The sequence below is a fragment of the Photorhabdus tasmaniensis genome, assembly GCF_011189505.1.
GTDB classification, from domain to species: Bacteria; Pseudomonadota; Gammaproteobacteria; order Enterobacterales; family Enterobacteriaceae; genus Photorhabdus; species Photorhabdus tasmaniensis.
This window is the reverse complement of sequence record NZ_PUJU01000006.1, coordinates 117330-142402: the sequence shown is the minus strand read 5'-3', so window position 1 is coordinate 142402 and position 25073 is coordinate 117330. Positions and strand designations below refer to the sequence as shown.

At 41.7% G+C, this 25073-nt stretch carries 21 protein-coding genes, 2 tRNA genes and 1 rRNA gene; 11 read left to right on the top strand and 13 right to left on the bottom strand.

The genetic code is table 11. The annotated features are described in order from the left end of the window. The first annotated feature begins 5 nt into the window (after positions 1-5). From rrf to C5471_RS04260, 3 genes are all read left to right on the top strand, one after another. Positions 6-121 (top strand): 5S ribosomal RNA (gene rrf, locus C5471_RS04270). 202 nt (positions 122-323) lie between these two features. Next, a tRNA-Asp gene (locus C5471_RS04265) sits at positions 324-400 on the top strand. Positions 401-408: 8 nt separating this feature from the next. Further along, positions 409-484, top strand: a tRNA-Trp gene (locus C5471_RS04260). 1062 nt (positions 485-1546) lie between these two features. On the opposite strand, the gene hdfR is transcribed toward C5471_RS04260, so the two are convergent. Beyond that, positions 1547-2383, bottom strand: a complete 837-nt coding sequence (gene hdfR / locus C5471_RS04255) for an HTH-type transcriptional regulator HdfR (RefSeq protein WP_133813944.1) — start codon at positions 2381-2383, stop codon at positions 1547-1549. Positions 2384-2508: 125 nt separating this feature from the next. Here hdfR and C5471_RS04250 point away from each other — a divergent pair, with 125 nt between their 5' ends. Next, positions 2509-2847, top strand: coding sequence for a MaoP family protein (locus C5471_RS04250; protein WP_133813943.1), 339 nt, complete (start codon positions 2509-2511; stop codon positions 2845-2847). 47 nt (positions 2848-2894) lie between these two features. Here C5471_RS04250 and C5471_RS04245 read toward each other — a convergent pair whose 3' ends face one another. After that, positions 2895-4418, bottom strand: a complete 1524-nt coding sequence (locus C5471_RS04245; protein WP_133813942.1) for a YifB family Mg chelatase-like AAA ATPase — start codon at positions 4416-4418, stop codon at positions 2895-2897. Positions 4419-5027: 609 nt separating this feature from the next. Between C5471_RS04245 and ilvL the strand changes: the two genes are divergently transcribed. From ilvL to ilvA, 6 genes are all read left to right on the top strand, one after another. After that, entirely contained in the window at positions 5028-5126 is a 99-nt protein-coding gene (ilvL, locus tag C5471_RS04240; RefSeq protein ID WP_036844375.1) for an ilv operon leader peptide, read from the top strand. A 139-nt stretch (positions 5127-5265) separates the two neighbouring features. Then, complete coding sequence (ilvG, locus tag C5471_RS04235) at positions 5266-6912, top strand: acetolactate synthase 2 catalytic subunit (RefSeq protein ID WP_133813941.1); 1647 nt, start codon at positions 5266-5268, stop codon at positions 6910-6912. Beyond that, positions 6909-7166 carry an acetolactate synthase 2 small subunit gene (ilvM, locus tag C5471_RS04230; protein ID WP_133813940.1) on the top strand — a complete coding sequence of 86 codons (258 nt, stop codon included), beginning with the start codon at positions 6909-6911 and terminating at the stop codon, positions 7164-7166. Before ilvG ends, ilvM begins: the two co-directional genes overlap by 4 nt. 23 nt (positions 7167-7189) lie before the next feature. Next, complete coding sequence (locus tag C5471_RS04225; protein WP_133813939.1) at positions 7190-8116, top strand: branched-chain amino acid transaminase; 927 nt, start codon at positions 7190-7192, stop codon at positions 8114-8116. Positions 8117-8184: 68 nt separating this feature from the next. Next, positions 8185-10035, top strand: coding sequence for a dihydroxy-acid dehydratase (gene ilvD, locus C5471_RS04220; protein ID WP_133813938.1), 1851 nt, complete (start codon positions 8185-8187; stop codon positions 10033-10035). A 4-nt stretch (positions 10036-10039) separates the two neighbouring features. Next, complete coding sequence (gene ilvA, locus C5471_RS04215; RefSeq protein WP_133813937.1) at positions 10040-11611, top strand: threonine ammonia-lyase, biosynthetic; 1572 nt, start codon at positions 10040-10042, stop codon at positions 11609-11611. Between the two features lie 186 nt (positions 11612-11797). Here the strand turns inward: ilvA and C5471_RS04210 are convergent, their stop codons facing one another. From C5471_RS04210 to C5471_RS04170, 9 genes are all read right to left on the bottom strand, one after another. Beyond that, positions 11798-13315, bottom strand: a complete 1518-nt coding sequence (locus C5471_RS04210; protein WP_133814259.1) for a DHA2 family efflux MFS transporter permease subunit — start codon at positions 13313-13315, stop codon at positions 11798-11800. Between the two features lie 7 nt (positions 13316-13322). Further along, complete coding sequence (emrA, locus tag C5471_RS04205) at positions 13323-14516, bottom strand: multidrug efflux MFS transporter periplasmic adaptor subunit EmrA (protein ID WP_133813936.1); 1194 nt, start codon at positions 14514-14516, stop codon at positions 13323-13325. A 315-nt stretch (positions 14517-14831) separates the two neighbouring features. Then, a complete protein-coding gene (gene fabG / locus C5471_RS04200) occupies positions 14832-15575 on the bottom strand; it encodes a 3-oxoacyl-ACP reductase FabG (protein ID WP_133813935.1) in 744 nt (247 codons plus the stop codon). A gap of 58 nt (positions 15576-15633) precedes the next feature. After that, a complete protein-coding gene (locus C5471_RS04195) occupies positions 15634-16449 on the bottom strand; it encodes a MaoC/PaaZ C-terminal domain-containing protein (RefSeq protein ID WP_133813934.1) in 816 nt (271 codons plus the stop codon). Continuing rightward, positions 16446-17711, bottom strand: a complete 1266-nt coding sequence (locus C5471_RS04190) for a beta-ketoacyl-[acyl-carrier-protein] synthase family protein (RefSeq protein ID WP_133813933.1) — start codon at positions 17709-17711, stop codon at positions 16446-16448. The genes C5471_RS04195 and C5471_RS04190 overlap by 4 nt, the downstream gene beginning before the upstream one ends. 154 nt (positions 17712-17865) lie before the next feature. Continuing rightward, positions 17866-18102: an acyl carrier protein gene (locus C5471_RS04185; RefSeq protein ID WP_021322826.1), complete on the bottom strand. Its 237-nt coding sequence runs from the start codon at positions 18100-18102 to the stop codon at positions 17866-17868. Positions 18103-18220: 118 nt separating this feature from the next. Then, the gene (locus tag C5471_RS04180; protein WP_133813932.1) at positions 18221-19411 is read right to left on the bottom strand and encodes a cysteine desulfurase family protein; all 1191 of its coding nucleotides are present in this window, start codon (positions 19409-19411) and stop codon (positions 18221-18223) included. After that, complete coding sequence (locus tag C5471_RS04175) at positions 19408-19764, bottom strand: iron-sulfur cluster assembly scaffold protein (protein WP_133813931.1); 357 nt, start codon at positions 19762-19764, stop codon at positions 19408-19410. Before C5471_RS04175 ends, C5471_RS04180 begins: the two co-directional genes overlap by 4 nt. A 16-nt stretch (positions 19765-19780) precedes the next feature. Continuing rightward, positions 19781-20950, bottom strand: a complete 1170-nt coding sequence (locus C5471_RS04170; protein WP_133813930.1) for a LuxE/PaaK family acyltransferase — start codon at positions 20948-20950, stop codon at positions 19781-19783. A gap of 393 nt (positions 20951-21343) precedes the next feature. Here C5471_RS04170 and C5471_RS04165 point away from each other — a divergent pair, with 393 nt between their 5' ends. Continuing rightward, on the top strand, positions 21344-22429 hold the full coding sequence (locus C5471_RS04165) for a flavin-containing monooxygenase (protein ID WP_133813929.1): 1086 nt from the start codon (positions 21344-21346) through the stop codon (positions 22427-22429). Between the two features lie 234 nt (positions 22430-22663). On the opposite strand, the gene C5471_RS04160 is transcribed toward C5471_RS04165, so the two are convergent. Both C5471_RS04160 and ilvY read right to left on the bottom strand, forming a co-directional pair. Further along, the gene (locus C5471_RS04160) at positions 22664-23503 is read right to left on the bottom strand and encodes an AraC family transcriptional regulator (RefSeq protein ID WP_133813928.1); all 840 of its coding nucleotides are present in this window, start codon (positions 23501-23503) and stop codon (positions 22664-22666) included. A 587-nt stretch (positions 23504-24090) separates the two neighbouring features. Further along, positions 24091-24972: an HTH-type transcriptional activator IlvY gene (ilvY, locus tag C5471_RS04155; protein WP_133813927.1), complete on the bottom strand. Its 882-nt coding sequence runs from the start codon at positions 24970-24972 to the stop codon at positions 24091-24093. Between the last annotated feature and the right edge of the window lie 101 nt (positions 24973-25073).

Here is a 25073-nt window from a genome sequence, read left to right as displayed (position 1 = left end):
ATATGCCTGGCGGCGATAGCGCGGTGGTCCCACCTGACCCCATGCCGAACTCAGCAGTGAAACGCCGTAGCGCCGATGGTAGTGTGGGGTCTCCCCATGTGAGAGTAGGGAACTGCCAGGCTTTAATTTAGCTTTGTGTGATGAAGAATGACGCAGAGTGTTGTGGGTAGGAAGTCGGACAAAATCGCTGAGAGTGATTTTGAACGCTGCGGAAAGCGGCGGGTGGTCCGAAGGGCGAATGGCAGAAAGGCCGTTCGTAAACTGCCTTAGCGGGTATTGAAGTTTTATGTTGTGGTAACAACATAGAAGACAAGAAATTCGGTGGTGCGGTAGTTCAGTTGGTTAGAATACCGGCCTGTCACGCCGGGGGTCGCGGGTTCGAGCCCCGTCCGCACCGCCACCTTATTTAGGGGCGTAGTTCAATTGGTAGAGCACCGGTCTCCAAAACCGGGTGTTGGGAGTTCGAGTCTCTCCGCCCCTGCCAGTTACAAACTAAGTAATAACTAAGGTAAGTCGCAATATTGATAACCCAGCTATTTAGCTGGGTTTTTTCTTATCTGTACTGTGCATAATAAATACATATCCCCTTGGCAGATGTTATTTTTCGACCGTGATAATTAAGGGGGGATGACTGAGAGGAGAAAGTCTTCTGGGTATCTGGCAAGGGAAATATTAGCTAGACACAATATATTGATTTAACGAACAAAAAACTATTTAAACTTAATATTTTTATTGCCACTTTTACATACAGAGATAGCATCTCTTGACTGATCAATTAAAGGGTGTTGCTAGTTTATTATCTTAATTTTGACTTGAATGTGGGACTCGTATCTAAGAATAAACTATAACAGCATATTTTTTTATTGTCTTTGAGATTTAGTGTTCAAACATCTTTTTCATGAATTAATTTAGCGACATGTATATTCAGACTCTTTTTGGGGTTAGAAGGCGTAAGTGATCAATGCGTCTATCGCCTCTAATAAGAAACTGATCGGGCTACGATGTTTTAAGTATTCTATGTAAGAAATATTTCTTAACGTAATAAACATCGTTTCAATTAGATAATATTTTTTCAGTATTATCCACTTCCATAGTAATAAAATTTCTCTGAGTTAATTATGTTTAAAGGATTTGCGTCAATTAAGTCTTAATGAATACTCTAATCGTGACAGTTTTCTTATTAAATGAAGTTCAGTTTAAAGTTTAAAATAAAAGTTACCTAAGTCGGATGGTAAGGTAAGAACATTGAGTATCCAGACGATGAGGGTAGGTTCGTTTAGTTAGTTATTAAAAATCATCTTACCCTTCTTTATTGTGGTTCTGGGTTCTCTGATTCAAGTCACAGCTTTAAACCGTGCGTAGTAAGTGAAGATTATTTGGCAAACAGGGGGGTATGTGGAAGGATGGCGAAAGTAATCCCGCCTCCTGCGTGATCTAAAACTTCGTTCTCTCTTACTATTTGCGTTTCTGTTTCCGTGTAACATTTCTATCTGTAAATCTTGCAGAACATAGATCCACTAATTGAATGAGTTGCATAAAATGTCTCTTAATCTCTTGTAGAAGTATTGATGACAGGTATTTTTAATAGCTGCTGAATCAATGCTTGTTGATCGTTGTTCTGTAACCATATAGCGTATAATGGGCGTTTGATTAGTTCAGTATTTGGGTAAGAGATAAGTTCTGAATATTCGTTTTGCCAGTGTATTGGTAGGAAGGCGGCTCCTTTGACACAATTGAGCAGTTGGCGAGCTATATGTGCTGAAGTGGTTGTAATTATGGGCAATTGTTCACTTTTTAAAATCCGTTGTTCTTGGTGATGGAAATCAGCTCCCCATTCTAATTTGATGTAGTTTTCAACTTGGCATTTCAGATTTTCTTCTGTCGTTAATAATTTCAGGCAAATATTCCCTAATAACAAGCTTTGGAATTCATCCATTTTAGGGGGTTCAGTCGTTATTAGTAGATCTAATTCACGCGAATGAAGTTGTTTAACAAGGGATTGCCGTGTAGAAACCCGAGATTCTAATCTTAGTTCCTGATGTCTTTTATAGAAATCCTGTAGCCAAGGTGTTAAATATGCTTCCCATAATGATGAGGTGGCGCCAATTGTCAATTCAGTATGTTGAGATGCATGTGTTATCTCTTTTTTAGCCAACTGCCAGGTATTCATCAGTGATTCTGCATACGGCACAAGGCGTTCACCAGCGGCTGTAAGACGGATGTTATTGCGATGACGCGTGAAAAGATTAGCACCTAATTGGTTTTCTAATTGGCGTATGCGAAAGCTGACTGCTGACTGTGTCAGGTATAGTGATTCTGCTGCCCGACCAAAGTGACGAGTTTTACTGACCTCCAGAAAGGTTTTCAGTAATTCGGTGTCCACATGTTTCTCCAATATTTTTTATCGTTAAGATTTAAATGTTTTGTTTTACAGAACGCCAGGCCTATCTAATACTCCGCGCCATAATTAGCATGATAGTAACAGTAATAGAATTAGGAGTGTGTCAGATGGCCGAAAGCTTCATCACGACTAATCGTTTTTTTGATAACAAACATTATCCTCGCGGGTTTTCCCGTCATGGCGATTTCACCATTAAAGAGGCGCAATTGCTAGAGCGTCATGGTCATGCGTTCAATGAGTTAGATCTCGGTAAACGTGAGCCTCAAACAGAAATAGAAAAACTGTTTGTTGCTGTTTGCCGGGGTGAACGTCAGCCTGCGACGATGGAAGAAAAAGTATGGACCAAATATTTGGCAAGGATTAGTCGTCCAAAACGTTTTCATACCCTGTCAGGTGGTAAGCCTCAGGTTGATTCTTCTGACGACTATACCGATACTGATGATTAATATCATCACAAGTTATGAGTACAGGGGCTTTGCCCCTTTTTTCATTTTTAACCTGATTGTTTTTGTAACTGTATTAATAGTCTGTCCATACTACGGTAGCTTAAGGCTTCCATAATATGTAGTTTTTCTATCTCTTTTTTTCCCTCTAAGTCGGCGAGTGTCCGAGATGCCCTCAGAATTCGATGCCATGCTCGGATGGAAAGCCCTAACTTTGTTAGTGTTTCTTCCAGAAATACGGCGTCGTTAGGTTTGAGCCTACAAAATGTTTCTGTCTCTTTACTATTCAGATGAGCATTAATTTTTCCACAGCGTTTCAATTGTATTTCTCGCGCTGTCAGTACTCTTAATTTTACATCTTTGCTGCTTTCGCTTGATCTAACTGGGCTACTCAATGTTCCAACGGGTAACAGAGGAACTTCAATTGAGAGATCAAAGCGATCTAAAAAAGGCCCGGAAAGTTTTGCCAGATATCGAAGTATTTGCTGAGGATTACTTCGATTATGAATTCCTTGATGATGGCCTGTAGGGCTGGGATTCATTGCTGCTATTAATTGAACCTGAGCAGGAAAACAAACTTTTGCTCTGGCTCTGGATATAATTATTTCCCCTGATTCCAGTGGTTCCCTTAGGGCATCAAGGACTCTGCGTTCAAATTCAGGAAGTTCATCTAGAAACAGCACACCGTTGTGAGCGAGTGATATTTCACCGGGTTTAGGAAGTCCACCACCGCCAACTAGTGCTGCCATTGAAGAACTGTGATGAGGGGCTCTGAATGGGCGTGTATGCCATTGTTCTGGTGGAAGGTAGGTATCTACCAGGCTATTGATAGCGGCAACCTCAAGAGCTTCTTTGTTTGTTAATGGCGGTAATAAACTGCATAGGCGGCTTGCCAGCATCGTTTTTCCTGTCCCTGGAGGGCCAAGTAGTAAAAGATTATGTCCGCCTGCTGCTGCGATTTCCAGTGTGCGTTTTGCTTGTTCCTGACCAATAATATCCTGAAGATCCGGTTGTGGTTGTTCTGTTGAAAATTCATGCCGGATTGTTGTTGTCAGTAGTTGTTTTTCTCCTTGAAGAAAGTGACAAATATGCAAGAGGTGTTCTGCCATTAACGTTGCATCCTGAGATAAGATTGCTAACTCTGTTCCGTTTTCTGTCGATAGAATAAGTTGCCTACCTGCGTCTCCCGCGCTTAGTGCAGCTGGAATTGCGCCATTAACTCTCCGTAAACCCCCGGATAGCGCGAGTTCACCAAGAAACTCATAACGGTTTAGTTTATCGGCAGGTATTTGTTCTGAAGCCGCCAGAATAGCGATAGCAATCGGTAAATCATAACGACCACCTTCTTTAGGAAGATCTGCTGGTGCAAGATTAACTGTGATTCTTTTAGGTGGATAGGTGAATCCGCTGTTGATCAACGCGCTTCTGACACGATCTCTTGCTTCTTTTACGGCTGTTTCAGGCAAACCAACCAGAGTTAATCCAGGTAAGCCATTACTAATATGCGCTTCAACAGTAACGATAGGGGCATGAATACCTATAGTCGCTCTGGTATAAATAACAGCGAGGGCCATCCTATTCTCCTTAGTAAGAAAGCGCATATGATGGACTGAAATGAGATAATAAATAGTGCCCTATTATTTTTTTGCGAGACGGCTCTAATAAATATTTTTTCATGTTACTCAAAGAGTTATTTTATTAAATTTCAATTAAGTGATTTTTATTTTAATTGATTGGTTTTTTTATATTTTTTGGTTTAATTGATAAATTTATTTTTCTATGTTTTTGTTATGATTTATTTATTATTTTGGGTGTTTTAATTTGAGTTTTTATATATTTTACAGTAAATTAAATTAGTGTTTTATATATTTATGCTTTATTTTTTAGTTGGTTTTTTTGTCACTTGGGTGATTAATAGTAAGATATTTACTTGGTTTTTGTTGAATGATTTGTTTTATTTGTTATTTATTAATGTGATGTGTTGTTTTTATATAATAATCTGGATGTTATCACTTAAATCTAATCCATATATGGAAATATAATCTAAAAAACAAGTATTCCATTGAAAATAAACAATATTTTTTTCATGCTGAGGCATAAAACAAAATAAAAGTTGTCAAGCAATGAAGAACGTGATAACTCTTAAATATAGATTAAACAAACGAGTTAAAACGGCCAAGATTATGAACATATTCGTCCAAGTGATTAGCCTAGTTATCGTCAGCGTGGTGGTGATTATTATCCCACCGTGCGGGGCTGCACTTGGACGAAGAAAGGCTTAGACGAACAGCCAGATCTCTCGAAGACCCCCGCACCGAAAGGCGCGGGGGTTTTTTTTCGGCAAGCAAAAATCAGTCATAGACAAAAACATACAACAGAACAAAATTTTGTCTCACAGGGTAAACACAGGGGATATGAAAAATGAACGGGGCGCAGTGGGTAGTAAAAGCATTACGAACGCAGGGTATTGATAAGGTTTTCGGCTACCCTGGTGGTGCAATCATGCCGGTTTACGATGCTTTGTACGATGGTGGTGTGGAGCACTTACTTTGTCGGCATGAACAGGGCGCTGTTATGGCTGCAATTGGTTATGCGAGAGCCAGTGGCAAGCCGGGAGTCTGTATTGCCACATCTGGGCCGGGGGCAACAAACTTGATCACTGGGTTGGCTGATGCGTTGTTAGATTCTATTCCTGTTGTCGCTATCACTGGTCAGGTGAGTTCTGAATTGATTGGAACTGATGCCTTTCAGGAAGTCGATGTTTTAGGTCTCTCCCTTGCTTGCACCAAACACAGCTTCTTAGTGGACTCCCTGGAAAATTTGCCTCAAATTATGGCTGAAGCCTTTTCTATTGCAACCAGTGGTCGACCGGGCCCTGTTCTGGTTGATATTCCTAAAGATATTCAGCTGAAAGAGGGGAATTTAGCCCCACATTTGGTTCCTGTTGAGCAAGAGATACCCTGCACTGAAAATGAATTAGAACAAGCCCGGAAGATGATTGCGGCTGCGGTAAAGCCCATGCTGTATGTTGGTGGCGGAGTCGGTATGTCTCAGTCAATTTCTGTTCTGCGTAATTTTGTTGCGGAAACTGGTATGCCGGTTGTTTCCACGTTGAAAGGTTTGGGTGCTGCTGATATTAAACATCCATGTTATCTGGGAATGCTTGGGATGCATGGTACGAAAGCTGCAAATTTTGCTGTGCAGTCATGTGATTTGCTGATTGCCGCAGGTGCCCGTTTTGATGATCGTGTGACTGGCAAACTCAATACCTTTGCGCCGAATGCAAAAGTTATTCATCTGGATATCGATCCGGCAGAGTTGGGGAAATTACGTCAGGCTCATGTGTCATTACTGGGGGATTTAAAAGCGTTGTTGCCTCGTTTACAGCAACCATTATCAATTATGCCTTGGCAGCGGGAAGTTGAGCGCCTGAAAGCTGAATATCCTTGGTGCTACGACCATCAGGGTGAGGCTATCTATGCACCTTTGTTATTGAAGCAGGTTTCGGATCGTAAAACATTAAACACGGTTGTTACCACCGATGTTGGACAGCATCAGATGTGGACAGCTCAACATATGACTTTTGATGGGCCTGAAAATTTCATTACATCTAGTGGGCTGGGATCGATGGGATTTGGTATCCCTGCTGCGATTGGTGCTCAAATTGCTCGACCAGAGGATATGGTGATCTGTATATCCGGTGATGGTTCTTTCATGATGAATGTTCAGGAATTGGGGACAATTAAACGCAAGCAGTTACCAGTAAAAATTTTACTGTTGGATAACCAGCGGTTGGGAATGGTGCGGCAATGGCAGGAACTGTTTTTTGATAAACGATATAGCGAAACAACATTAACGGATAACCCTGATTTTGTCGCATTAGCGAAAGCTTTTGATATTCCTGGGCAGCATATCACTGATAAATCACAGATTGATGAAGCTTTGGATGCATTATTCAACAGTAAGGGACCGTATTTATTACAGGTATCTATTGAGGAATTAGAAAACGTTTGGCCGTTGGTTCCTCCCGGTGCAAGCAATGAAACTATGTTGGAGAAATCATTATGATGCAGCATCAACTTGCAATCCAGGCTCGTTCCTGCCCTGAAATATTAGAACGTATTTTACGAGTAACGCGTCATCGTGGATTTGAGATATGTTCGATGAATATGGATCAAACAATGGATGGCTATAATGTTAATATCGAATTAATTGTTGCCAGCCAAAGACCTGTTAATTTGTTGTCTTCACAATTAACTAAATTAGTGGATGTCGCTGGTGTCAAGATTTTGCAACCAAAATCACAATTAATACGTGCATAACGTAGAAATAAAGGAATAAGAGAATGACGAAGCAATCCGATTACATTTGGTTCAATGGCGAGATGGTTCCTTGGGCAGATGCTAAAGTTCACGTAATGTCACATGCTTTACATTACGGTACGTCGGTTTTTGAGGGAGTTCGCTGCTATGACTCTTATAAAGGGCCAGTCGTTTTCCGCCATCGTGAGCATATGCAGCGTTTACATGATTCTGCAAAGATTTACCGTATGCCAGTGAGTCAGAGTGTTGATGAATTGATGGAAGCGTGCCGGGCAACTCTTCGTAAAAATAATTTAGTCAGTGCTTATATACGTCCACTGGTCTTTATTGGGGATGTTGGAATGGGGGTTAATCCACCGGCTGGTTATAAAACTGATGTCATTATTGCCGCTTTTCCATGGGGAGCTTATTTGGGAGAAGATGCACTGGATCAAGGAATTGATGCTATGGTTTCCTCATGGAACCGTGCGGCGCCAAATACAATACCAACGGCTGCAAAAGCGGGTGGTAACTACCTGTCTTCCCTTTTGGTTGGTAGTGAGGCCCGTCGTCATGGATATCAGGAAGGTATTGCTCTGGATGTTTATGGTTATATCTCTGAAGGCGCGGGTGAAAATCTGTTTGAAGTAAAAGATGGTGTATTGTTCACGCCATCATTGACTTCATCTACCCTGCCAGGCATTACCCGTGATGCCATTATCAAACTAGCGAAAGATTTGGGGCTGGAAGTTCGTGAACAGGTCTTGTCGCGCGAATCTCTGTATCTGGCAGATGAAGTTTTTATGTCTGGTACAGCGGCTGAAATCACACCTGTTCGCAGTGTTGATGATATTCAGGTTGGTCTTGGTAAATGTGGACCAATTACTAAGAAGATTCAGCAAGCATTCTTTGGATTGTTTGATGGTACAACAGAAGATAAATGGGGCTGGTTAGATCCAGTAAATCATTAATAAAACTATAAATAATTTAACGGGCGGTTCGTTCCCCGCCTGTTTTGATAACACGGGAGTGAAGAATAATGCCTAAGTACCGTTCTGCCACCACGACTCATGGCCGCAATATGGCTGGGGCTCGCGCTTTATGGCGTGCGACAGGGATGACCGATGCAGATTTCGGTAAACCAATTATTGCGGTAGTTAACTCATTTACTCAATTTGTTCCGGGGCATGTTCATTTGCGGGACTTAGGTAAATTGGTTGCCGAGCAGATTGAAGCATCAGGTGGTGTTGCAAAAGAGTTCAATACAATAGCGGTGGATGATGGTATCGCAATGGGGCATGGTGGAATGCTCTATTCTCTGCCATCACGCGAATTGATCGCTGATTCTGTCGAATATATGGTGAATGCTCACTGTGCTGATGCCATGGTGTGTATTTCTAACTGTGACAAAATCACACCAGGTATGTTGATGGCCGCCCTGCGCTTGAATATCCCTGTGATTTTTGTTTCCGGTGGTCCCATGGAAGCCGGTAAAACAAAATTGTCGGATCAGATTATTAAATTGGATTTGATCGATGCCATGATTCAAGGTGCAAACCCTCATGTCAGTGATGAAGATAGTCATCAGATTGAGCGTTCAGCTTGCCCAACCTGTGGTTCCTGTTCGGGGATGTTTACTGCTAACTCGATGAATTGCTTGACCGAAGCTCTGGGTCTGTCTCAGCCCGGGAACGGTTCGTTACTGGCGACTCATGCGGATCGTAAGGTGCTATTTCTGAACGCGGGGAAACGTATTGTTGCTCTGACTAAGCGCTACTATGAGCAAGATGATGATAGTGCTCTGCCGCGTAATATCGCAACGAAAGCTGCATTTGAAAATGCGATGATGCTGGATATTGCCATGGGCGGTTCAACAAATACTGTACTTCACTTACTGGCTGCGGCACAGGAAGGGGAGGTCGATTTTACTATGGCGGATATTGACCGTCTGTCTCGTCAGATTCCTCATTTGTGTAAAGTTGCTCCAAGCACACAAAAATACCATATGGAAGATGTCCATCGTGCTGGTGGTGTGATGGGCATTTTAGGTGAGCTGGATAGAGCCGGTTTGTTAAATCGTCAGGTTAAAAATGTTTTAGGGCTGGATTTGCTACAAACGCTTGATCAATATGATGTGATGCTGACGGTAGATGAATCGGTAAAGAAAATGTATTCAGCAGGCCCCGCGGGTATCCGTACTACTCAGGCATTTTCACAGGATTGCCGTTGGCTTTCTTTGGATATTGACCGTGTAGAAGGTTGTATCCGTGACCTCAAACATGCATACAGTCAGGATGGCGGCCTCGCGGTTTTGTCTGGTAATTTGGCTATAGATGGCTGTATTGTAAAAACCGCAGGTGTTGATGAGGACAGTTTGAAGTTCTGTGGGCCAGCTAAAGTTTATGAAAGTCAGGAAGATGCGGTTGATGCGATCCTGGGTGGAAGAGTCGTTGCTGGTGATGTGGTCGTCATTCGTTACGAAGGACCAAAAGGTGGACCAGGAATGCAGGAGATGCTGTATCCGACGACGTATCTGAAATCTATGGGATTGGGCAAAAGCTGTGCATTAATTACCGATGGTCGTTTCTCCGGTGGTACATCTGGTTTATCGATCGGCCACGTTTCGCCAGAAGCTGCCAATGGTGGCTTGATCGGTTTGGTGCAAGATGGCGATATTATTGATATTGATATTCCACTGCGGAAAATTCAACTTGATGTGGATGAAAAGACACTTGCTGCCCGTAAAACAGTGGAACTTGCCCGTGGAGATAACGCATGGACGCCGAAATCTCGTGAACGTCAGGTCTCTTTTGCCCTGAGAGCTTATGCTTCATTGGCGACCAGTGCGGATAAAGGGGCTGTCCGTGATAAATCTAAGCTAGGAGGATAATTGCATGGTTGCATTTCTTCCCTTAACTTCTGCACCAAATGGTGCAGAGTACCTGAAAGCGGCGTTAAGCGCGCCTGTCTATGAAGTTGCTCAGGTGACACCCTTACAGGAAATGAAGAAAATTTCTACCCGTTTGGGAAATACTATTTTAGTAAAACGGGAAGACCGGCAGCCTGTTCACAGTTTCAAGCTCCGTGGTGCTTATACCATGATTTCTGGTTTGACTGAGGAACAAAAAAGCCGGGGAGTGGTTACCGCTTCAGCCGGTAACCATGCTCAGGGTGTCGCACTTTCTGCCAATCGTTTGGGAATTAACGCTCTAATTGTTATGCCGGTCACCACTGCGGATATTAAGGTTGATGCAGTTCGTAGTTTTGGTGGAGAAGTTCTGCTATATGGTGCCAATTTTGATGAAGCTAAAGTTAAAGCAATAGAAATGGCACAGCAGGAAGGCTATACCTTTGTTCCGCCGTTTGACCATCCCGATGTTATCGCCGGTCAGGCGACACTGGCAATGGAGCTACTGCAACAAGATGTGCATCTGGATCGAATCTTTGTGCCTGTTGGTGGTGGCGGTTTGGTTGCCGGAGTTGCTGTGTTGATTAAGCAGCTGATGCCAGAAATTAAAATTATTGGGGTGGAAGCGGAAGATTCTGCTTGCCTGAAAGCCGCAATGGCAGCCGGGCATCCGGTAGATTTATCAAGAGTGGGCCTATTTGCCGAAGGTGTTGCTGTTAAACGTATCGGTGATGAAACTTTTCGTTTATGTCAGCAATATGTGGATGATGTTATCACGGTGGACAGTGATGCCATTTGTGCTGCGGTAAAAGATCTGTTTGAAGATGTGCGTGCGATTGCTGAACCATCCGGAGCATTGGCACTGGCTGGATTGAAAAAATATGTTCAGCAGCATCAGATCAAAGGTGAGCGGTTGGCACACATTCTTTCCGGTGCTAACGTAAATTTCCACGGGTTACGTTATGTTTCTGAGCGCTGTGAATTGGGGGAGCAACGGGAAGCACTGTTGGCCGTGACTATTCCTGAACAAAAGGGGAGTTTTCTGCGTTTTTGTCAGAAATTGGGCGATCGGGCGGTAACCGAGTTTAATTACCGCTATACGGATGCGGATCCTGAACAAGCTTGTCTTTTCGTTGGTGTCCGATTGAGTCGTGGTGAGGTGGAGAGACGGGAAATCATCGAGGAATTACGGACCGCAGAATATCAGGTTGCCGATCTTTCAGATGATGAAATGGCGAAATTACATGTCCGCTATATGATTGGTGGTCGCCCATCGAAGCCATTGAGTGAACGCTTGTATAGTTTTGAATTCCCTGAATCGCCGGGGGCCTTGCTGAAGTTTCTGCAAACATTGGGAACTTACTGGAATATTACATTATTTCATTACCGCAATCATGGTACAGATTATGGTCGGGTGTTAGCGGCATTTGAATTGTCAGGAACAGAAGTGCGTTTTAAGCGTCACCTTGATGCGTTGGGCTATGGGTATCACGATGAGACGGATACGCCCGCGTTTAGATTCTTTTTGATGGGCCAGGCATCTGAAACAGCGGGATGATGATAAGCATTTTGACGATGAAAAAACATGTTTCGTAGAACAACAAAATAGCGCCTTGAAAGGTGCTATTTTGACAAAGTTTTGTATTCTCTGAGGTTTCACTGGAAATAGCCTAGATTCTTTGACTATGGTTATTAGTGCTGATGAGGTAGCCATCCAGTTTATTTTGTTTTATTTATCATCACGTTATTTCTTTGCGCCAACCGTGGGTTTTGCCAGCCAGATAAAGAACAGCAAAATCAGAAAAATAAACCCAAATAGCCAATAAATCTCGTTGGCGGCGATAATCAATCCCTGATGAGTGACTTCACGTGCCAGAGAGCTACTGGCTTGAGCTTGTGACATCCCTAATTGTTCCATTTTCTGATAGGCTTGCTGGGCAATAGGGTTATGGGGGGTTATCGATTCAGTTAACTGAACGTGGTGGACTGCTTCACGGCGGGACCATATGGTCGTTGTAATTGAGGTACCCACGGATGTTGCCAGAGTACGTAAAAAGTTGAACAGACTACCCGCAGAGGCGATTTTATCCGATTCAACGTCGGATAATATAATGGCTGTTAGCGGCATAATTAAACAGGCAATAGCAAAACCCTGAATAAATTGTGGCCAGGCCGCAGTGGCAAAGTCCATTGATAGCTCAAAGGTATAAGCTCGCCAAAAAAAGCACAGAGCAAAAACGATAAAGCTGAACATAACCAAATAACGCATATCGATTTTTGAACCGAAGCGGCCAATGAGTGGAGCAAGTATTATGGGAACCATCCCTAATGGGGCCATAACCAACCCTGCCCAGGTAGCAGTATAACCAAAGACCATTTGTAATAACTGAGGTTGCAGAACCAGAGTGCCGATGTGAAGTAAAAAGGCCAAACTGATACATAAAGTACCAATAGTAAAATTACGTGATTTAAAGAGTGATAAATCAATGATCGGATCATCGTCGGTCAGTTCCCAGATAATCAGGAAAGTCACGGCAATAGCCGCGATAATCGCTAATACAATAATTTCTGTTGAGTTGAACCAGTCAAGTTCCTTTCCTCGATCAAGCAATAACTGAAAACAACCGACACCCGTAACTAATAAAACAATCCCTACAGCATCAATTGGCCTAACCTTTGTTTCAGTTTCTCGATCTTTTAACAGCATCCAAGTGATAGCAATGACGGCAAAGCCTACCGGGACGTTGATTAGAAATATCCATCCCCAATGATAACTGTCACTGATCCAACCGCCGAGTATTGGACCACAAACCGGAGCAACAACGATAGTCATTGACCATAATGCCAGTGCCATATTGCGTTTTAGCGGAGGATAGTTGTTGAGTAACAAGCTTTGCGAAAGAGGCATGATTGGCCCGGCTGAGATGCCTTGCAGAATGCGGGAAATGATCAACATTTCCAGGCTATTGGAGATACCGCACAACCAAGAGGTTATGACAAACAATAGCATTGATATTAAGAAAACCCGGACTTCCCCAAATCGTTTAGCTAACCAGCCTGTTAATGGGATAGAAATCGCGTTAGCAACAGCAAATGAAGTAATTACCCAGGTACCTTGCGATACTGATGAACCCAGGTCTCCGGCAATTGTTGATATTGCAACGTTAGCAATGGTCAGATCCAATATTTGTAAAAAAGCGGCTAATGCTAAAGCCAGGGTTAGCCAGCCAAGTTTGGCTCCTGATAATGGCTCTTTTAGCATGTTAACCTCACTCATCTTTACTGTTGTTAGCTTGAATGATTTCGTTAATTAGCCGATCAATTTCTCCGGTGTTGTAAGACAACGCGTTGGTTTCATAAACAATGCCTCGACGAGAGGTATTGGAAAGGACCAAACCATCTTGATTTCTGGTATCGACAGTGGCGTGCATGGATAAACCAATTCGTAAAGGATGATCAATAAGTTGTTGTGCTGCCAATTCAACACGGACAGGCAAACGTTGAACCACTTTGATCCAGTTACCGGTGGCGTTTTGTGCTGGCAGTAAAGAAAATGCACTGCCGGTCCCCATATCAAGACCAACGATTCGGCCTTGATAAATGACATCATTGCCATAGAAGTCGCTAATTAGAGTTACCGGCTGACCAATACGCACATTGGCGAGTTGAACCTCTTTGAAGTTAGCTTCGACCCAGAGTTGATCTGCCGGTACGATAACCATCAGCGGGGCACCGCTTTTTATTTGTGAGCCGACCTGAACACTGCGGCGTGAAACGTAGCCAGTCACCGGCGCGACAATCTGGGTGCGCTGTAAGGTTAACCATGCATCACGGAGTTGGGAAGCGGCGAGTTTAATTGCTGGTTGTTTTTCCAATGGGGTGTCTATAACTAACGCTTTGTTGGCATGATATTGTTGTTGGGCGACATTCAGCTCAGACTTTGCCATTTGAACACTATTACGGGAATGAATCAGATTTTCTTTGGCAATAGCACCGGAGAGTCCCAGATGTTCACGTCGTTTTAAATCATCTCGGGCCTGCTGTAGCGCAGTCTGTTTTAGTTCAATATTAGCCAGTAGCTTTTCATTATCGATGATGATTTGGTGAGTTTGTCTGACACTGTTTGCCAATATATTTTTCGCCCGTTCAACAGCATGTTCTGCATCAACAGAGTCTAAACGTAGCAGAATGTCTCCTTGCTGAACGAAATCGGTATTATCGGCATGGATAGACGTTACGCTACCGGTGATTTGGGCCATCACTTGCACCTGATTACCGACAACGTAGGCATCATCAGTAGCCTGATGATAGCGTAATGCAACAAACCAGTAGGCAAAGTAACCTAATCCGGTAAAAACAAATAAGAGAGTTGCGAGGATTAATGCTAGCTTTCGCTTTGATTTTTTCTCATTAAGCGGAGGTGATTGTACTGGAACTGATTCTATTTCTATTTCTTCGGCCATGTTCCTCTCCCATAACTGTGATCAAAAATAAATTAGACTATTAATGTGTTTATGCTTGATTAAACACCTTGGAGTTGACTACAAGGTCAAGATCTTCTCGTCTTGATAAAATGAAAATGGGTAATATTTAGCACTTAATGCCACAAGCATTATTAGTATTAAAATTATTTATTATCGTTATTAATATGTATCAGAGCGACTCGATTGGCTATCTGGCAATGATTAATGGCATTTTTTATCAGTACCCAGACATTTATCTGGGTACAAATAACCACAGGATATGGATACGGACCCATTGATATTCTGCTTAACTGGTCAGGCCGTCATTCCGCCATCAATGACGAATGTTTGCCCGGTAATGTAGCGTCCTCCCGGGCTGAGGAGGAAATTGATGGTCATAGCAATATCTTCCACTGAACCCAAGCGGCCCAATGGAATGTTAGATAACAGTTTTTTCCTATGTGGTGCTGGAATATGACTCAGCATTTCCGTATCAATTAAGCCTGGTGCAACGGTATTGACCCGAACATTAAATCGGCCAACTTCAACAGCTAATGAGCGGGTAATGCCGATCATTGCGGCTTTGGTTGCTGCGTAGTTAACTTGCCCTGAGTTAGCTTTAAATGCGGTGACCGAGCTCATGTGGATAATGCAGCCTTCTCCAGCCATAATCATTTCAGGGAGAAAAGCGTGATTGACTAAATAAACAGAAGAAAGATTGGTGGAAATCACGTTGTGCCACTCTTCTTCTTTCATGTTTATCAGCAACGCATCTTGTGTAATGCCGGCGTTATTAATGATTGCATAGGGAGAGCTATACCGTGAGATAAGTTCTGCCGACAGGGTTGAGACTTCTTTCGCGTTTGAGACATCACATTGATGGCCTTCACAACTGTGACCTTGCTGCTTAATTTCCTGACAAAGTGTTTGAGCTTCATCTATGCTTGATTTGTAGGTAAAAACCACATGGTAGTTTTGTGTAGCCAGCATTTTTACTATGCCTTTGCCAATGCCACGTGATCCTCCAGAAACAAAAACCCAAGGTGTGCTGATATTCATTAAGTTATTCCTCTAAATTTTTGTGCCATCCGTTTGTCAGTACACAATTCATCAAACCTTAGTTGGCAACCTGCTTTCTTTTTGTGGTTCCCATCAGACTCATTTCAACAACTAAAGAGACCTCTCCATTCAGCCAGATCGGGATTTCCAACGTACCGTATAACGAGCCATCAACGTCGAATGTATCCTTAGGTAGGATCGTATATTCGATGCTGGGCATTTCATGCGGGATTTGGCGATTGAGCAGGGTTGGAGAAAAACTCACTGTATGCATAACATGCAACACGATAAGGTCTTTGAGACATGTTTCATCATGTCCCTGTTTGCCGAAATAGGTTTTAAATTCCGTTGCTAGTGCCGTTTTTGCACTTTGCTGCATGAAAAGATAAAAAATCAGGGCATCAAGAAAAATCCAGAACTCATTGACTTCGGGGAAGGTGCTTTTGAATTCAATGGATTTTTTTATTGTCTCTTGTATAGGAACTTGACACTGTGGTTTTTCAGGAAAGCCGGTTTTTTTCGAAAAATCGAAACGACTATAATGACCAACCAAAGGTTTCAGGCTGGTTGTTTCATCTTGCAGGTTAAAGGTCGTTTTCCCACTCAGGTCAGTGTGCTTAGTTTTGACACAATAACAGGCATCCAGAGGCACTGGATTTCGCAAATTAACGTGCCACTGTCTACCCATACCCTCGTTTGGTTGTGACAGGTAATCGTATCCGCTTTTGAGAGGGATCATTGCCAACATACCGTGTACGGCAATACCGCCTAATCCGACTTCTTTTGCGATTTTTTCATCAAAATGGATGGGGTTATAATCTCCAGAGAATTTAGCCCATTGACTGAGATCTTTTTTACTGAATTGAACGTTCATCTGCTGGCTTTCCTGAAAATAAGTGCACAGTTTGTGCCACCGAATCCATAGTTAACATTTAAAGTAGTATCAATAACTTGGTTAGTTCGGTGGGTGTTGGGGACGTAATCCAGATCGCAGAGTGGATCAGGATTATTCAAGTGCATAGTCGCGGGAATAGTTGCGGTTTCCATTGCTTTAATACAGAAAATGGACTCAATTGCGCCTGCTCCGGCAATAAGATGGCCTGTGTAGGATTTTGTACTGGAAGTAGGAATATGATAAGCGTGTTCTCCCAGGCTCATTTTTAGAACATCGGTTTCGTTAATGTCGTTTAACGGGGTTGATGTGCCGTGGGCATTGATATAGTGAATATCTGATGCGGAGAGTTTGGCTTGTTCCAGTGCCGCCTGAATTGCCATAACCCGCCCTTGGCAATCGGGTGCCGGTGCTGTCATATCTGATGCGTCAGAGTAATTGCCATAACCGACGACTTCTGCCAATATTTTGGCTCCTCTGGCAACAGCACTGTCATAATCTTCAAGACATAATATTGCTGCACCTTCTGACATCACAAAGCCACTGCGATCTTTGCTGAACGGACAGCAAGCTTTTTCGACAGATTCCTGTTCTTTGCTCAGTGCGCCAAGGATATCAATGCTCCAGACGATGAAGGGATCTCTGATACTTTCACCGCCCCCTGCCAGCATCATTTTAGTGCGTCCGTTACGGATAAGTTCAAAAGCATCACCTATTGCCATACTGCCTGTTGCACAAGCTGCCACCGGGGTATTCTGATATCCCCGTAGATTCCAGTTCATTGAAATAGCCGCCGTACCTACGCTGTGCATAGACATAATATTTGTCATGGGTGAGGCAATACCTTGGTCAGCGTAGGAATTGCTGTTTTCGACGGTTGCATCTTCTCCTCCCCAGCCAGTACCAAAAATGACACCTCGTTCAAAAGGGGAATAGCTTTCATCAAGAGCGGCTTTATCGTGACCAAATGCCATTTTGATGGCTTCATCGGCAGCAATCAGCCCAAGTTTGCTGAATTTGGGCAGGTTCTTTAGCAGCTTTTTGGAAAACCGTGATACATCAGGAGGAAAAGGGATGTTGCCGAAGAATTTTGCTACGACAGAAGTATCTGGGTGAACTTCCTTTTTGTAGCCTACACGATAGTTTAGGATTGCATCCCAAATTTCTTGGGTATTTTGCCCAAGAGAACAGATAGAGCCATAGCCTGTGATAACAACGCGGTGGTAGCCAGTTTGAAAATTCATGAAACATTATCTCCAAAGGTCAGTTCCTGGTGACATGCTTTATTTTTTAATACAACCAAATAATGGGGTTGGTAGATAAAAGCATCACAAAAATGAATGTTAGCCATGCTGTGATATGTCATAGACAGCTAACATCCAAATACATTAATAATGATTATTTTGTTAATTCACGGACATAATTGACAAAATCACCGATTGTCGTTGTTTCATTTCGCTGGAACTTATCGAAATTTAGCTGAATACCCATTTCTCTTTTTAAAGCAACCTGAATAGAGACAAAATCCAGACTGACTAGGTGAATATCATCAAGCAGGGTGTCAAGAGTAATATCCTCTGGTTCGATATCAGTTAATTCGGTAATTTGAGATTGCAGTAATTCGAATAGTTTCATATTAATATCCCCTTAAAAGCTAAAAAATGTTGGCGGAGATTAAATGCAGTAATATCGGTATTCATGATGAATAAATAAGTTATTTCTGCTACACCGTCTTTTAAATACAGTTTTGCTGTTATTCCTGAGAGTTTAAAAGTTTCCCTGAAATTTTCAGCAAGTTATCAGTTTCTTGTTTGATCGCGCTAGCCAGCATCTCAATATCATTTTGGCTGGTGGTATACCCAAAGCTGATACGTACTGCGCTATCGATACGATCATTAGGTAGCCCCATTGCCGCCAGAACATGAGAACGTTGTGTTGATTTGTTATTGCTACAGGCTGATCCTAAAGATAAAGAGACTCCGTGACATAAATCCAGTCTGCTGGCTAATGATTCAGCACGGACCCCAGGGAAACTTAAATTCAGTGTCCACGGAGCCTGAAATTCTGGATTTATATTGCCATTAATCAAGTAGTTAACATGGTGCTGTTCCAGCAGAGATAGCAAGGTTTCTCTGCGCGTTTTGCAAGTATTGAAATGTTCTTGCAATCCATTCAGTGATTCTTTAGCTGCCGCCGCCAGTCCTGCAAGGCCCAGAGTGTTTTCAGTGCCGCTGCGTATTCCTTGTTCTTGGCCGCCACCGTGCAGCAAGGGGTTTAATTGAATACCTGGAGCATGATAGAGCCCACCAATACCTTTAGGGCCATTAAACTTATGGCCGGAGAAAGAGACCGTCGTTATGCCAGAAAGCGTGTCACAGCTAAAAGGAAGTTTACCAATAGCCTGTACTGCATCTATGTGTAAATAGATACCGGCCTCTTTTGCTAAAGAGGCGACAGCTTCATAGGGCTGTATTACACCGGTTTCGTTGTTAATCGCCATCAATGTGATCAGGCGGGTTTGTGGCCGCAGGTTTTCCCGGATGCTTTGTACACATATCCGCCCTTGATTATCAGGATCGATCAGCGTCAGTTGCAGCCCGCGTTGCTGGTACCAGAGTAACGGTGCCAGGACAGACGGATGCTCAATAGAAGAGCTAATAACATGATGTGCAGACAGATCCGAACCGGGAAGCGTGGCTAACAAACTGGATACTGCTTGGTTATTACTTTCGGTTCCTCCAGATGTAAACAGGACTTGTTCTGGTACCGTGCCCATTAATGACGCTATAGAGCTTCTGGCGTCAGCGAGCAAGTTTTTAGCCATGTTGCTTAAACTGTAGTGGCTGGACGGATTAGCAAAAACAGACAAAGCATCTTTAATCGCCAACTGGGCTTTAACACTGAGCGGTGTCGTGGCGTTGTAGTCAAAGTATAGGCTGGTCATATTTTTCCCTTTAGCTGCTCAAATAGTTTATGCAACATATCAAGGCAGTGCTGTTGGGCGGGTTCTAACTCGCCTAATAACGCATTAATACCCTCAGATGATAATGCGTTCAATTCTTCGAGAGTCTTACCTTTAGCGTGGCGACAAAACTGGTTTGACATTGCCAGGGATGCTGTGCATCCCCATGCGCGGAAACAGGCATTATTTACCCGTCCTTGGCTATCCAGTGTCAGGTCGATATCAACCTTGTCACCACAGACAGGATTGCCTAACGCCAGTTTAATTGTGGGGCTGGATAACGTCCCTTGGCAGTCAGGATTGCAAAAGTTGTCAATAATGATGTTGTTAAACATAATTCCACCTTGCTATTTATACAGCGGGTGTAGTTTCATCGTCTGACATTTTTCTCTCAAGATTGACTGCACAGCAACCAAACTCTTTAGCAGCAGCAGTACGCATAACAAACTGAATCCGCTGAGAATTACGCCAGGATTTGTTAGGGTCGGTACGCAAGTAGACCAAATCTTCTGTCAGTAACATACCTGGGGTGGAAACAGAAAGTGGATCCAGGATCACCAATTGCCCTGTTTCACCATCAGGTAGTTCGCGTGATAAATCATTAGGATCACGGACGGAGAAATGAATATAAGGAGGAACATGTTTATGGTTATATTCATCTTCTATGGCGAGAACGTTTGCTTCAACCAGACCATACATATCACGAGTTCGGGATACTGGAATTCCCATCCATTCTTCGATATCTGCATTTAATTCGCTGCGGGAGATCATATCTCCGGAAAAACGTTTCCATCCTCCCATCGTAATTACCATGCTATCGCGATCTAAAGTGAGTTTGGTGTTATTCTCTTTTAAGAAAGTAATAAAACGATGGATCATGAATGGAGGGCCAATTAAATGCCGGGTGAATTTGCCTTTCCATTGGATTAATTGATTCAGTGCGTCTTCTGGGGAAAAACGATCCTGATTAATCATATAGCGTCGGGTATCTAACAAACCTGTCAGGAAATTAAAGATCTTGACCAGCGCCATTTCTGGAATATCTTCTGTTGAAGGGCATAAGCATAGGCCTGCACCACCAGATAATTTGAACATGCTGCGATAATTAGAATAAACAGCCAGTACTGTGTGGTCCATTGTATCGTGGCAACGACGATAAACGCTGGGAATTCCACTCGTACCGGTTGAACGCATTTCATGTTCGATTTCAGAGAGTGGTTTGCTTAATAAACGATGACTTTCGGCTGATTTATAAGTTGCAACAGGTATCAGTGGGATGCGAACTAAGTCATTATAACTCTGGATATTTTCTGGCTTAATACTTTGTTTCTCACAAATATCTCTATAGTAAGGGTTATTGTGATAATGAAAGTCAAACGCATCCTTAAGCAGGCAGGTTTTTAACTCTTGTTGCTCTTCTTTGGACAGCTTATAGAGAAAGTCGACATCTGCCATTAACCATTTCAGCGGATTGCCTCCACGGGATTTTATACCATCATATATATTTTTGATATTTTCCATTTTTTCATCTCCGGTACGGGTAAAGAGTCGATAAACTCATCTTTGTTTATTATAAGTTATAGCAATAAAGCATAAATTACGTAGGGAAAAAGGATAGTGATTAATAATTACATTTTATTGAATAAATTGGCTATATTATTGTTCCGATCATTATATGGCTTTGTTAATTTTGTTAAAATTATGATAAAAACAGCTGGTTTATTCAAAATGACCATTTCAATACGAATATGACCAGTTAATTCAAGTGATTTCTTTCATTGTGTTTTATATTTTTGTGAAGTTCGTTGTTTTTTGATCTATTGAATGTTTTTTTGTGGATTTTTTCATTGTCCTAAGATTGAGATAGTGATAAAAATAAAATATAGATAAATGCCGAATTAAAAACGAGTACGTATGATGAAAATGGATTGCTTAATTGTGGGTGCCGGTCAAGCCGGATTAAGTTTAGCTGCTATTCTCGCGGCTAAGAATATTAATGTCTGCATATTAGAGCGAGAGGCGCGTATTGGTGATGTGTGGCGCAGACGCCCTGATAATATGCTGTTATTCACTTCACGTGGTATGACTCAGCTTCATGGCTTGCCGTTTCCTGGAATTGAAGATGGCTATCCAGATAAGCATGAAGTTGCTGATTACCTTGAGCGTTATGCTTCACACCATAATCTAACGATACATACTCAAACTGAAGTGATTGAAGTGAAACATGATAAAAGTGGCTATAGCGTTAAAACAAAAGATGGGAAAATATTTAATGCACTTTGTCTGGTTAATGCAACAGGTGCTAATCAATTAGCTGATATTCCGGGACTTTCTGAGCAACTGTCTACTGATATACAACAAATTGGGGCGGATCAATATCAGGAACCTAAACAAATTAAAGCAGGCAGCAGAGTCGCTATTGTTGGTGATGGTGCCAGTGGTCGCCAGATTGCCAAAGATTTAGCGGCGACGGCGAAGGTGACGTTATTTTGTGGTTCTTCCCGTCCTCTCTTACCTAATAGAATAATGGGTAAAGATATCTTTTGGTGGTTAAGTAAAAGCGGTCTGTTGTTTGCCAATTATTACAGTCTGGTAGGGAAAATCATGCGGCGGCGTAATCCCATTCCTTGTGGAGAGCTGAAAAACCACCGATTAGCCGCTTTTGGTATAAAAATAGCGAATAGATTAGTTGATATAAAAGATAATAAATTATGTGATTTGTCTGGCAATCAATATGAGGTCGATACTGTTATCTGGTGTTTGGGGTATAAAGACAATACGGTGTGGTTAACTCTTCCCGGTGCTGCGGATGCCAATGGATTCGTTTGTAAAAATGGGCATGAAGAAGGTGGGAAAACACCTTATCCTGGGTTATTTATCGTCGGGCGGAAATGGTTGAGTAGCCGTGGTTCTGAACTTATGTTAGGTGCTTATAAAGACACAAGTCGAGTAGCTAAATGGGTAGAAAATTATTTAAAAGAGCATGTATCATTAAAATGAATAATTAATACAGGATAGTGATATTTCACTCTGTATGTTTTATTTGTTGTGAATTCATGAATTATTGGATGGTATTGCTATGGCGCTATCCTGAATTCTGTATCATTACTAAAATTGCATAATATTAGGAATAGAATGATACAGAATCGCTAACATATTGGATTTGATAATGACAAATATAAATAGAATTTATTTATTTTGGATAATTTATCAAAAATACTATTTATTCGTGAGTCAGATATTCTGCTTTGGAAAATTTAAACCTGCTAACACTGATGGTAAATTGGATTGTTTTCTTTGTGCTTGTTGCGTTTTATTCATACTGGCATTTTTTAATTCAGAAGGCCTTAACCCATATAGCATCATGCAGGTACGACTGAAATGTGCACTGTCGGAAAATCCGCTATTACAAGCTAATAAAGTCAGTGAGTCCGATAAATGTATCTGGTTAATAGCATGATGTAGGCGTTTCCATAATAGATAACTACGGAAATTAGTCCCCATTTTTTCCCGAAATAGATGTAAGAACCGACTTTCAGATAAATAGAGCTGATCTGATATTTCACGGGAAGATATACATTTAACAGGTAATTCAGTGATAAGAGAGGCTGCTTTCATGATCCGTTTATCCTGATAACAATGACAGTCTTCTATTTCACCTAATAGGTTATTTAGGATAAAAATATCTGGAGCCGTTTCTGATTGTAAACAATTAATAAAATAATTTGCTATCAAATCGGATGATTCTTGACTTAAATATATTATATCTGAACCCATCATCTGATGTGATAAGAGATGGCATAGAGGATTGGCTGGATCTATCAGTAAATTAAAACAGAGTTGTCCTTCTGAATGTAATTTATGTTTAATATTAGAAGAAATAATGAATCCATGCGCTTGTTTCGATTCATTTTCAGTGTCAATCCTCATGAGTGAATTATGTGGTGATACACTTAATTGTATACAAGGATGGTGATGCCACTCTGTGTTCATATTATAAGAGAAAACGAGATCTTGTAGGTGGAATTTATAGAATTTAATAAAATATGGCGCTTTGTCTATTTTATGTAACATAATATTGTCCTTTATTAAATCATTTTGTGTGTTTGAATTAATTGTTTTATTTAGTTATGATAAATTAATGATATTATTTTTCAATTAAATTAAATCTTAAGTGATTATTATTGATAACTATATCATGGAAATATTATTAAATGTTTTCTCTGAAATTAAAAATACCTCCTGTAATATCCGGAAAGAAATTATTTCATTATTATAAGATATTGTTATGACATGGAAAAAGAATCACTTCCCACTGTGTTTTCAGACGGTGGAATATTCAATATTGTTGTTTTTACTAGCCAATTTCAACAACGCCTGAATTTCTCAGAGTTAAATGGCTATTATTCAATTGATATAATTAAAAGTATTTTCTTTAGTAACATAATTAATGACCAAAAATTTAATGAGGACTAATCTTTTCATATAATTATTATTGATTACTTATAACTTATATTAAACATATTATCATGAAAACAATATGGTTATTTTTTTATGTTCTTTGTGAATTATGTCACATGAATCATAAGTATATTGGCATAATGCCAAAAGTGGGTGATATCAGACTTGTAATGAACAAAAACACCTGCTAATGCAGTTCCTTATAACAACCCCCAAAACGCTTTAATCAAGGGTTCATTCAGTCGTTTTCTCTGTACACATATACCCAATTCGAATGGCTCCACCAGAGAAATATTGTTCAGTAACGATATGCGATTGCGTACTGGTTCGGGGCTGTTCTCTACCACTACGTTGGGAATTAATGCAATGCCACAACCCAATGCAACCATAGAAACAATGGCTTCGTGACCGGACACTGTAGCGTAAATCAATGGGTTGTTAATTTTATGGTGGCGAAACCAGAACTCAATGCGCTTACGTGAAGGACCGTGTTCCGGCAAAATAAAGGGAATGTTATTCCAGTCGGGGCTCTCTTGTGTGGCGAGTGCCCGTACAGTACAGGGAAGGGAAGGCGCGATCAGTATCAACGGAACTTCACCGATTTTGGTGAAACTGACATTATCTGGCAATTTTTCCGGCTTACCGGCGATGCCTAAATCGGCATCATTAGACTGTATCTTATTGACCGCATCTGCGGCATCACCGGTAGTGAGTTTGATTTCAACCAGAGGATGTTCTGCACGGAAACGATCAAGGATCTGTGGTAAGTGACTGTAAGCCGCAGTCACTGAACAAAACAGGCGTAATTCGCCACTTAGAGAAGGATTTTGTTGATTTAATGAGTGCTGTAGTTGCTGATATTGTAACAGCGTTTGTTGGGAGAACTGTTTAAATTGCTCGCCGGCAAACGTTAGCTTTACGGTGCGATTATCCCGTAAGAGTAATGAATGCCCCAATATATCTTCAATACGCTGGACTTGGCGGGATAGGGTGGATGGACTGACGTGCATTGCTTTTGCTGTGCGGCCAAAATGACAGCTTTCAGCCAGATGCAGAAACAGTTTGAGATCACGTATATCCATAGTCTATTCACCTTATTCCTGCCTAATAATCAGTGTTGCATAAAATGCAATGTAGTATTGTTAATATATCAATTTAAGCAATGCCTTTCATGTCATATATT

Coding starts and splice junctions, on each gene's coding strand:
- C5471_RS04250 (WP_133813943.1), top strand. CDS start 2,509: ATGGCCGAAAGCTTCATCACGACTAATCGTTTTTTTGATAACAAACAT.
- C5471_RS04245 (WP_133813942.1), bottom strand. CDS start 4,418: ATGGCCCTCGCTGTTATTTATACCAGAGCGACTATAGGTATTCATGCC.
- ilvL (WP_036844375.1), top strand. CDS start 5,028: ATGAACATATTCGTCCAAGTGATTAGCCTAGTTATCGTCAGCGTGGTG.
- ilvG (WP_133813941.1), top strand. CDS start 5,266: ATGAACGGGGCGCAGTGGGTAGTAAAAGCATTACGAACGCAGGGTATT.
- ilvM (WP_133813940.1), top strand. CDS start 6,909: ATGATGCAGCATCAACTTGCAATCCAGGCTCGTTCCTGCCCTGAAATA.
- C5471_RS04225 (WP_133813939.1), top strand. CDS start 7,190: ATGACGAAGCAATCCGATTACATTTGGTTCAATGGCGAGATGGTTCCT.
- ilvD (WP_133813938.1), top strand. CDS start 8,185: ATGCCTAAGTACCGTTCTGCCACCACGACTCATGGCCGCAATATGGCT.
- ilvA (WP_133813937.1), top strand. CDS start 10,040: ATGGTTGCATTTCTTCCCTTAACTTCTGCACCAAATGGTGCAGAGTAC.
- C5471_RS04210 (WP_133814259.1), bottom strand. CDS start 13,315: ATGCTAAAAGAGCCATTATCAGGAGCCAAACTTGGCTGGCTAACCCTG.
- emrA (WP_133813936.1), bottom strand. CDS start 14,516: ATGGCCGAAGAAATAGAAATAGAATCAGTTCCAGTACAATCACCTCCG.
- fabG (WP_133813935.1), bottom strand. CDS start 15,575: ATGAATATCAGCACACCTTGGGTTTTTGTTTCTGGAGGATCACGTGGC.
- C5471_RS04195 (WP_133813934.1), bottom strand. CDS start 16,449: ATGAACGTTCAATTCAGTAAAAAAGATCTCAGTCAATGGGCTAAATTC.
- C5471_RS04190 (WP_133813933.1), bottom strand. CDS start 17,711: ATGAATTTTCAAACTGGCTACCACCGCGTTGTTATCACAGGCTATGGC.
- C5471_RS04185 (WP_021322826.1), bottom strand. CDS start 18,102: ATGAAACTATTCGAATTACTGCAATCTCAAATTACCGAATTAACTGAT.
- C5471_RS04180 (WP_133813932.1), bottom strand. CDS start 19,411: ATGACCAGCCTATACTTTGACTACAACGCCACGACACCGCTCAGTGTT.
- C5471_RS04175 (WP_133813931.1), bottom strand. CDS start 19,764: ATGTTTAACAACATCATTATTGACAACTTTTGCAATCCTGACTGCCAA.
- C5471_RS04170 (WP_133813930.1), bottom strand. CDS start 20,950: ATGGAAAATATCAAAAATATATATGATGGTATAAAATCCCGTGGAGGC.
- C5471_RS04165 (WP_133813929.1), top strand. CDS start 21,344: ATGATGAAAATGGATTGCTTAATTGTGGGTGCCGGTCAAGCCGGATTA.
- C5471_RS04160 (WP_133813928.1), bottom strand. CDS start 23,503: ATGTTACATAAAATAGACAAAGCGCCATATTTTATTAAATTCTATAAA.
- ilvY (WP_133813927.1), bottom strand. CDS start 24,972: ATGGATATACGTGATCTCAAACTGTTTCTGCATCTGGCTGAAAGCTGT.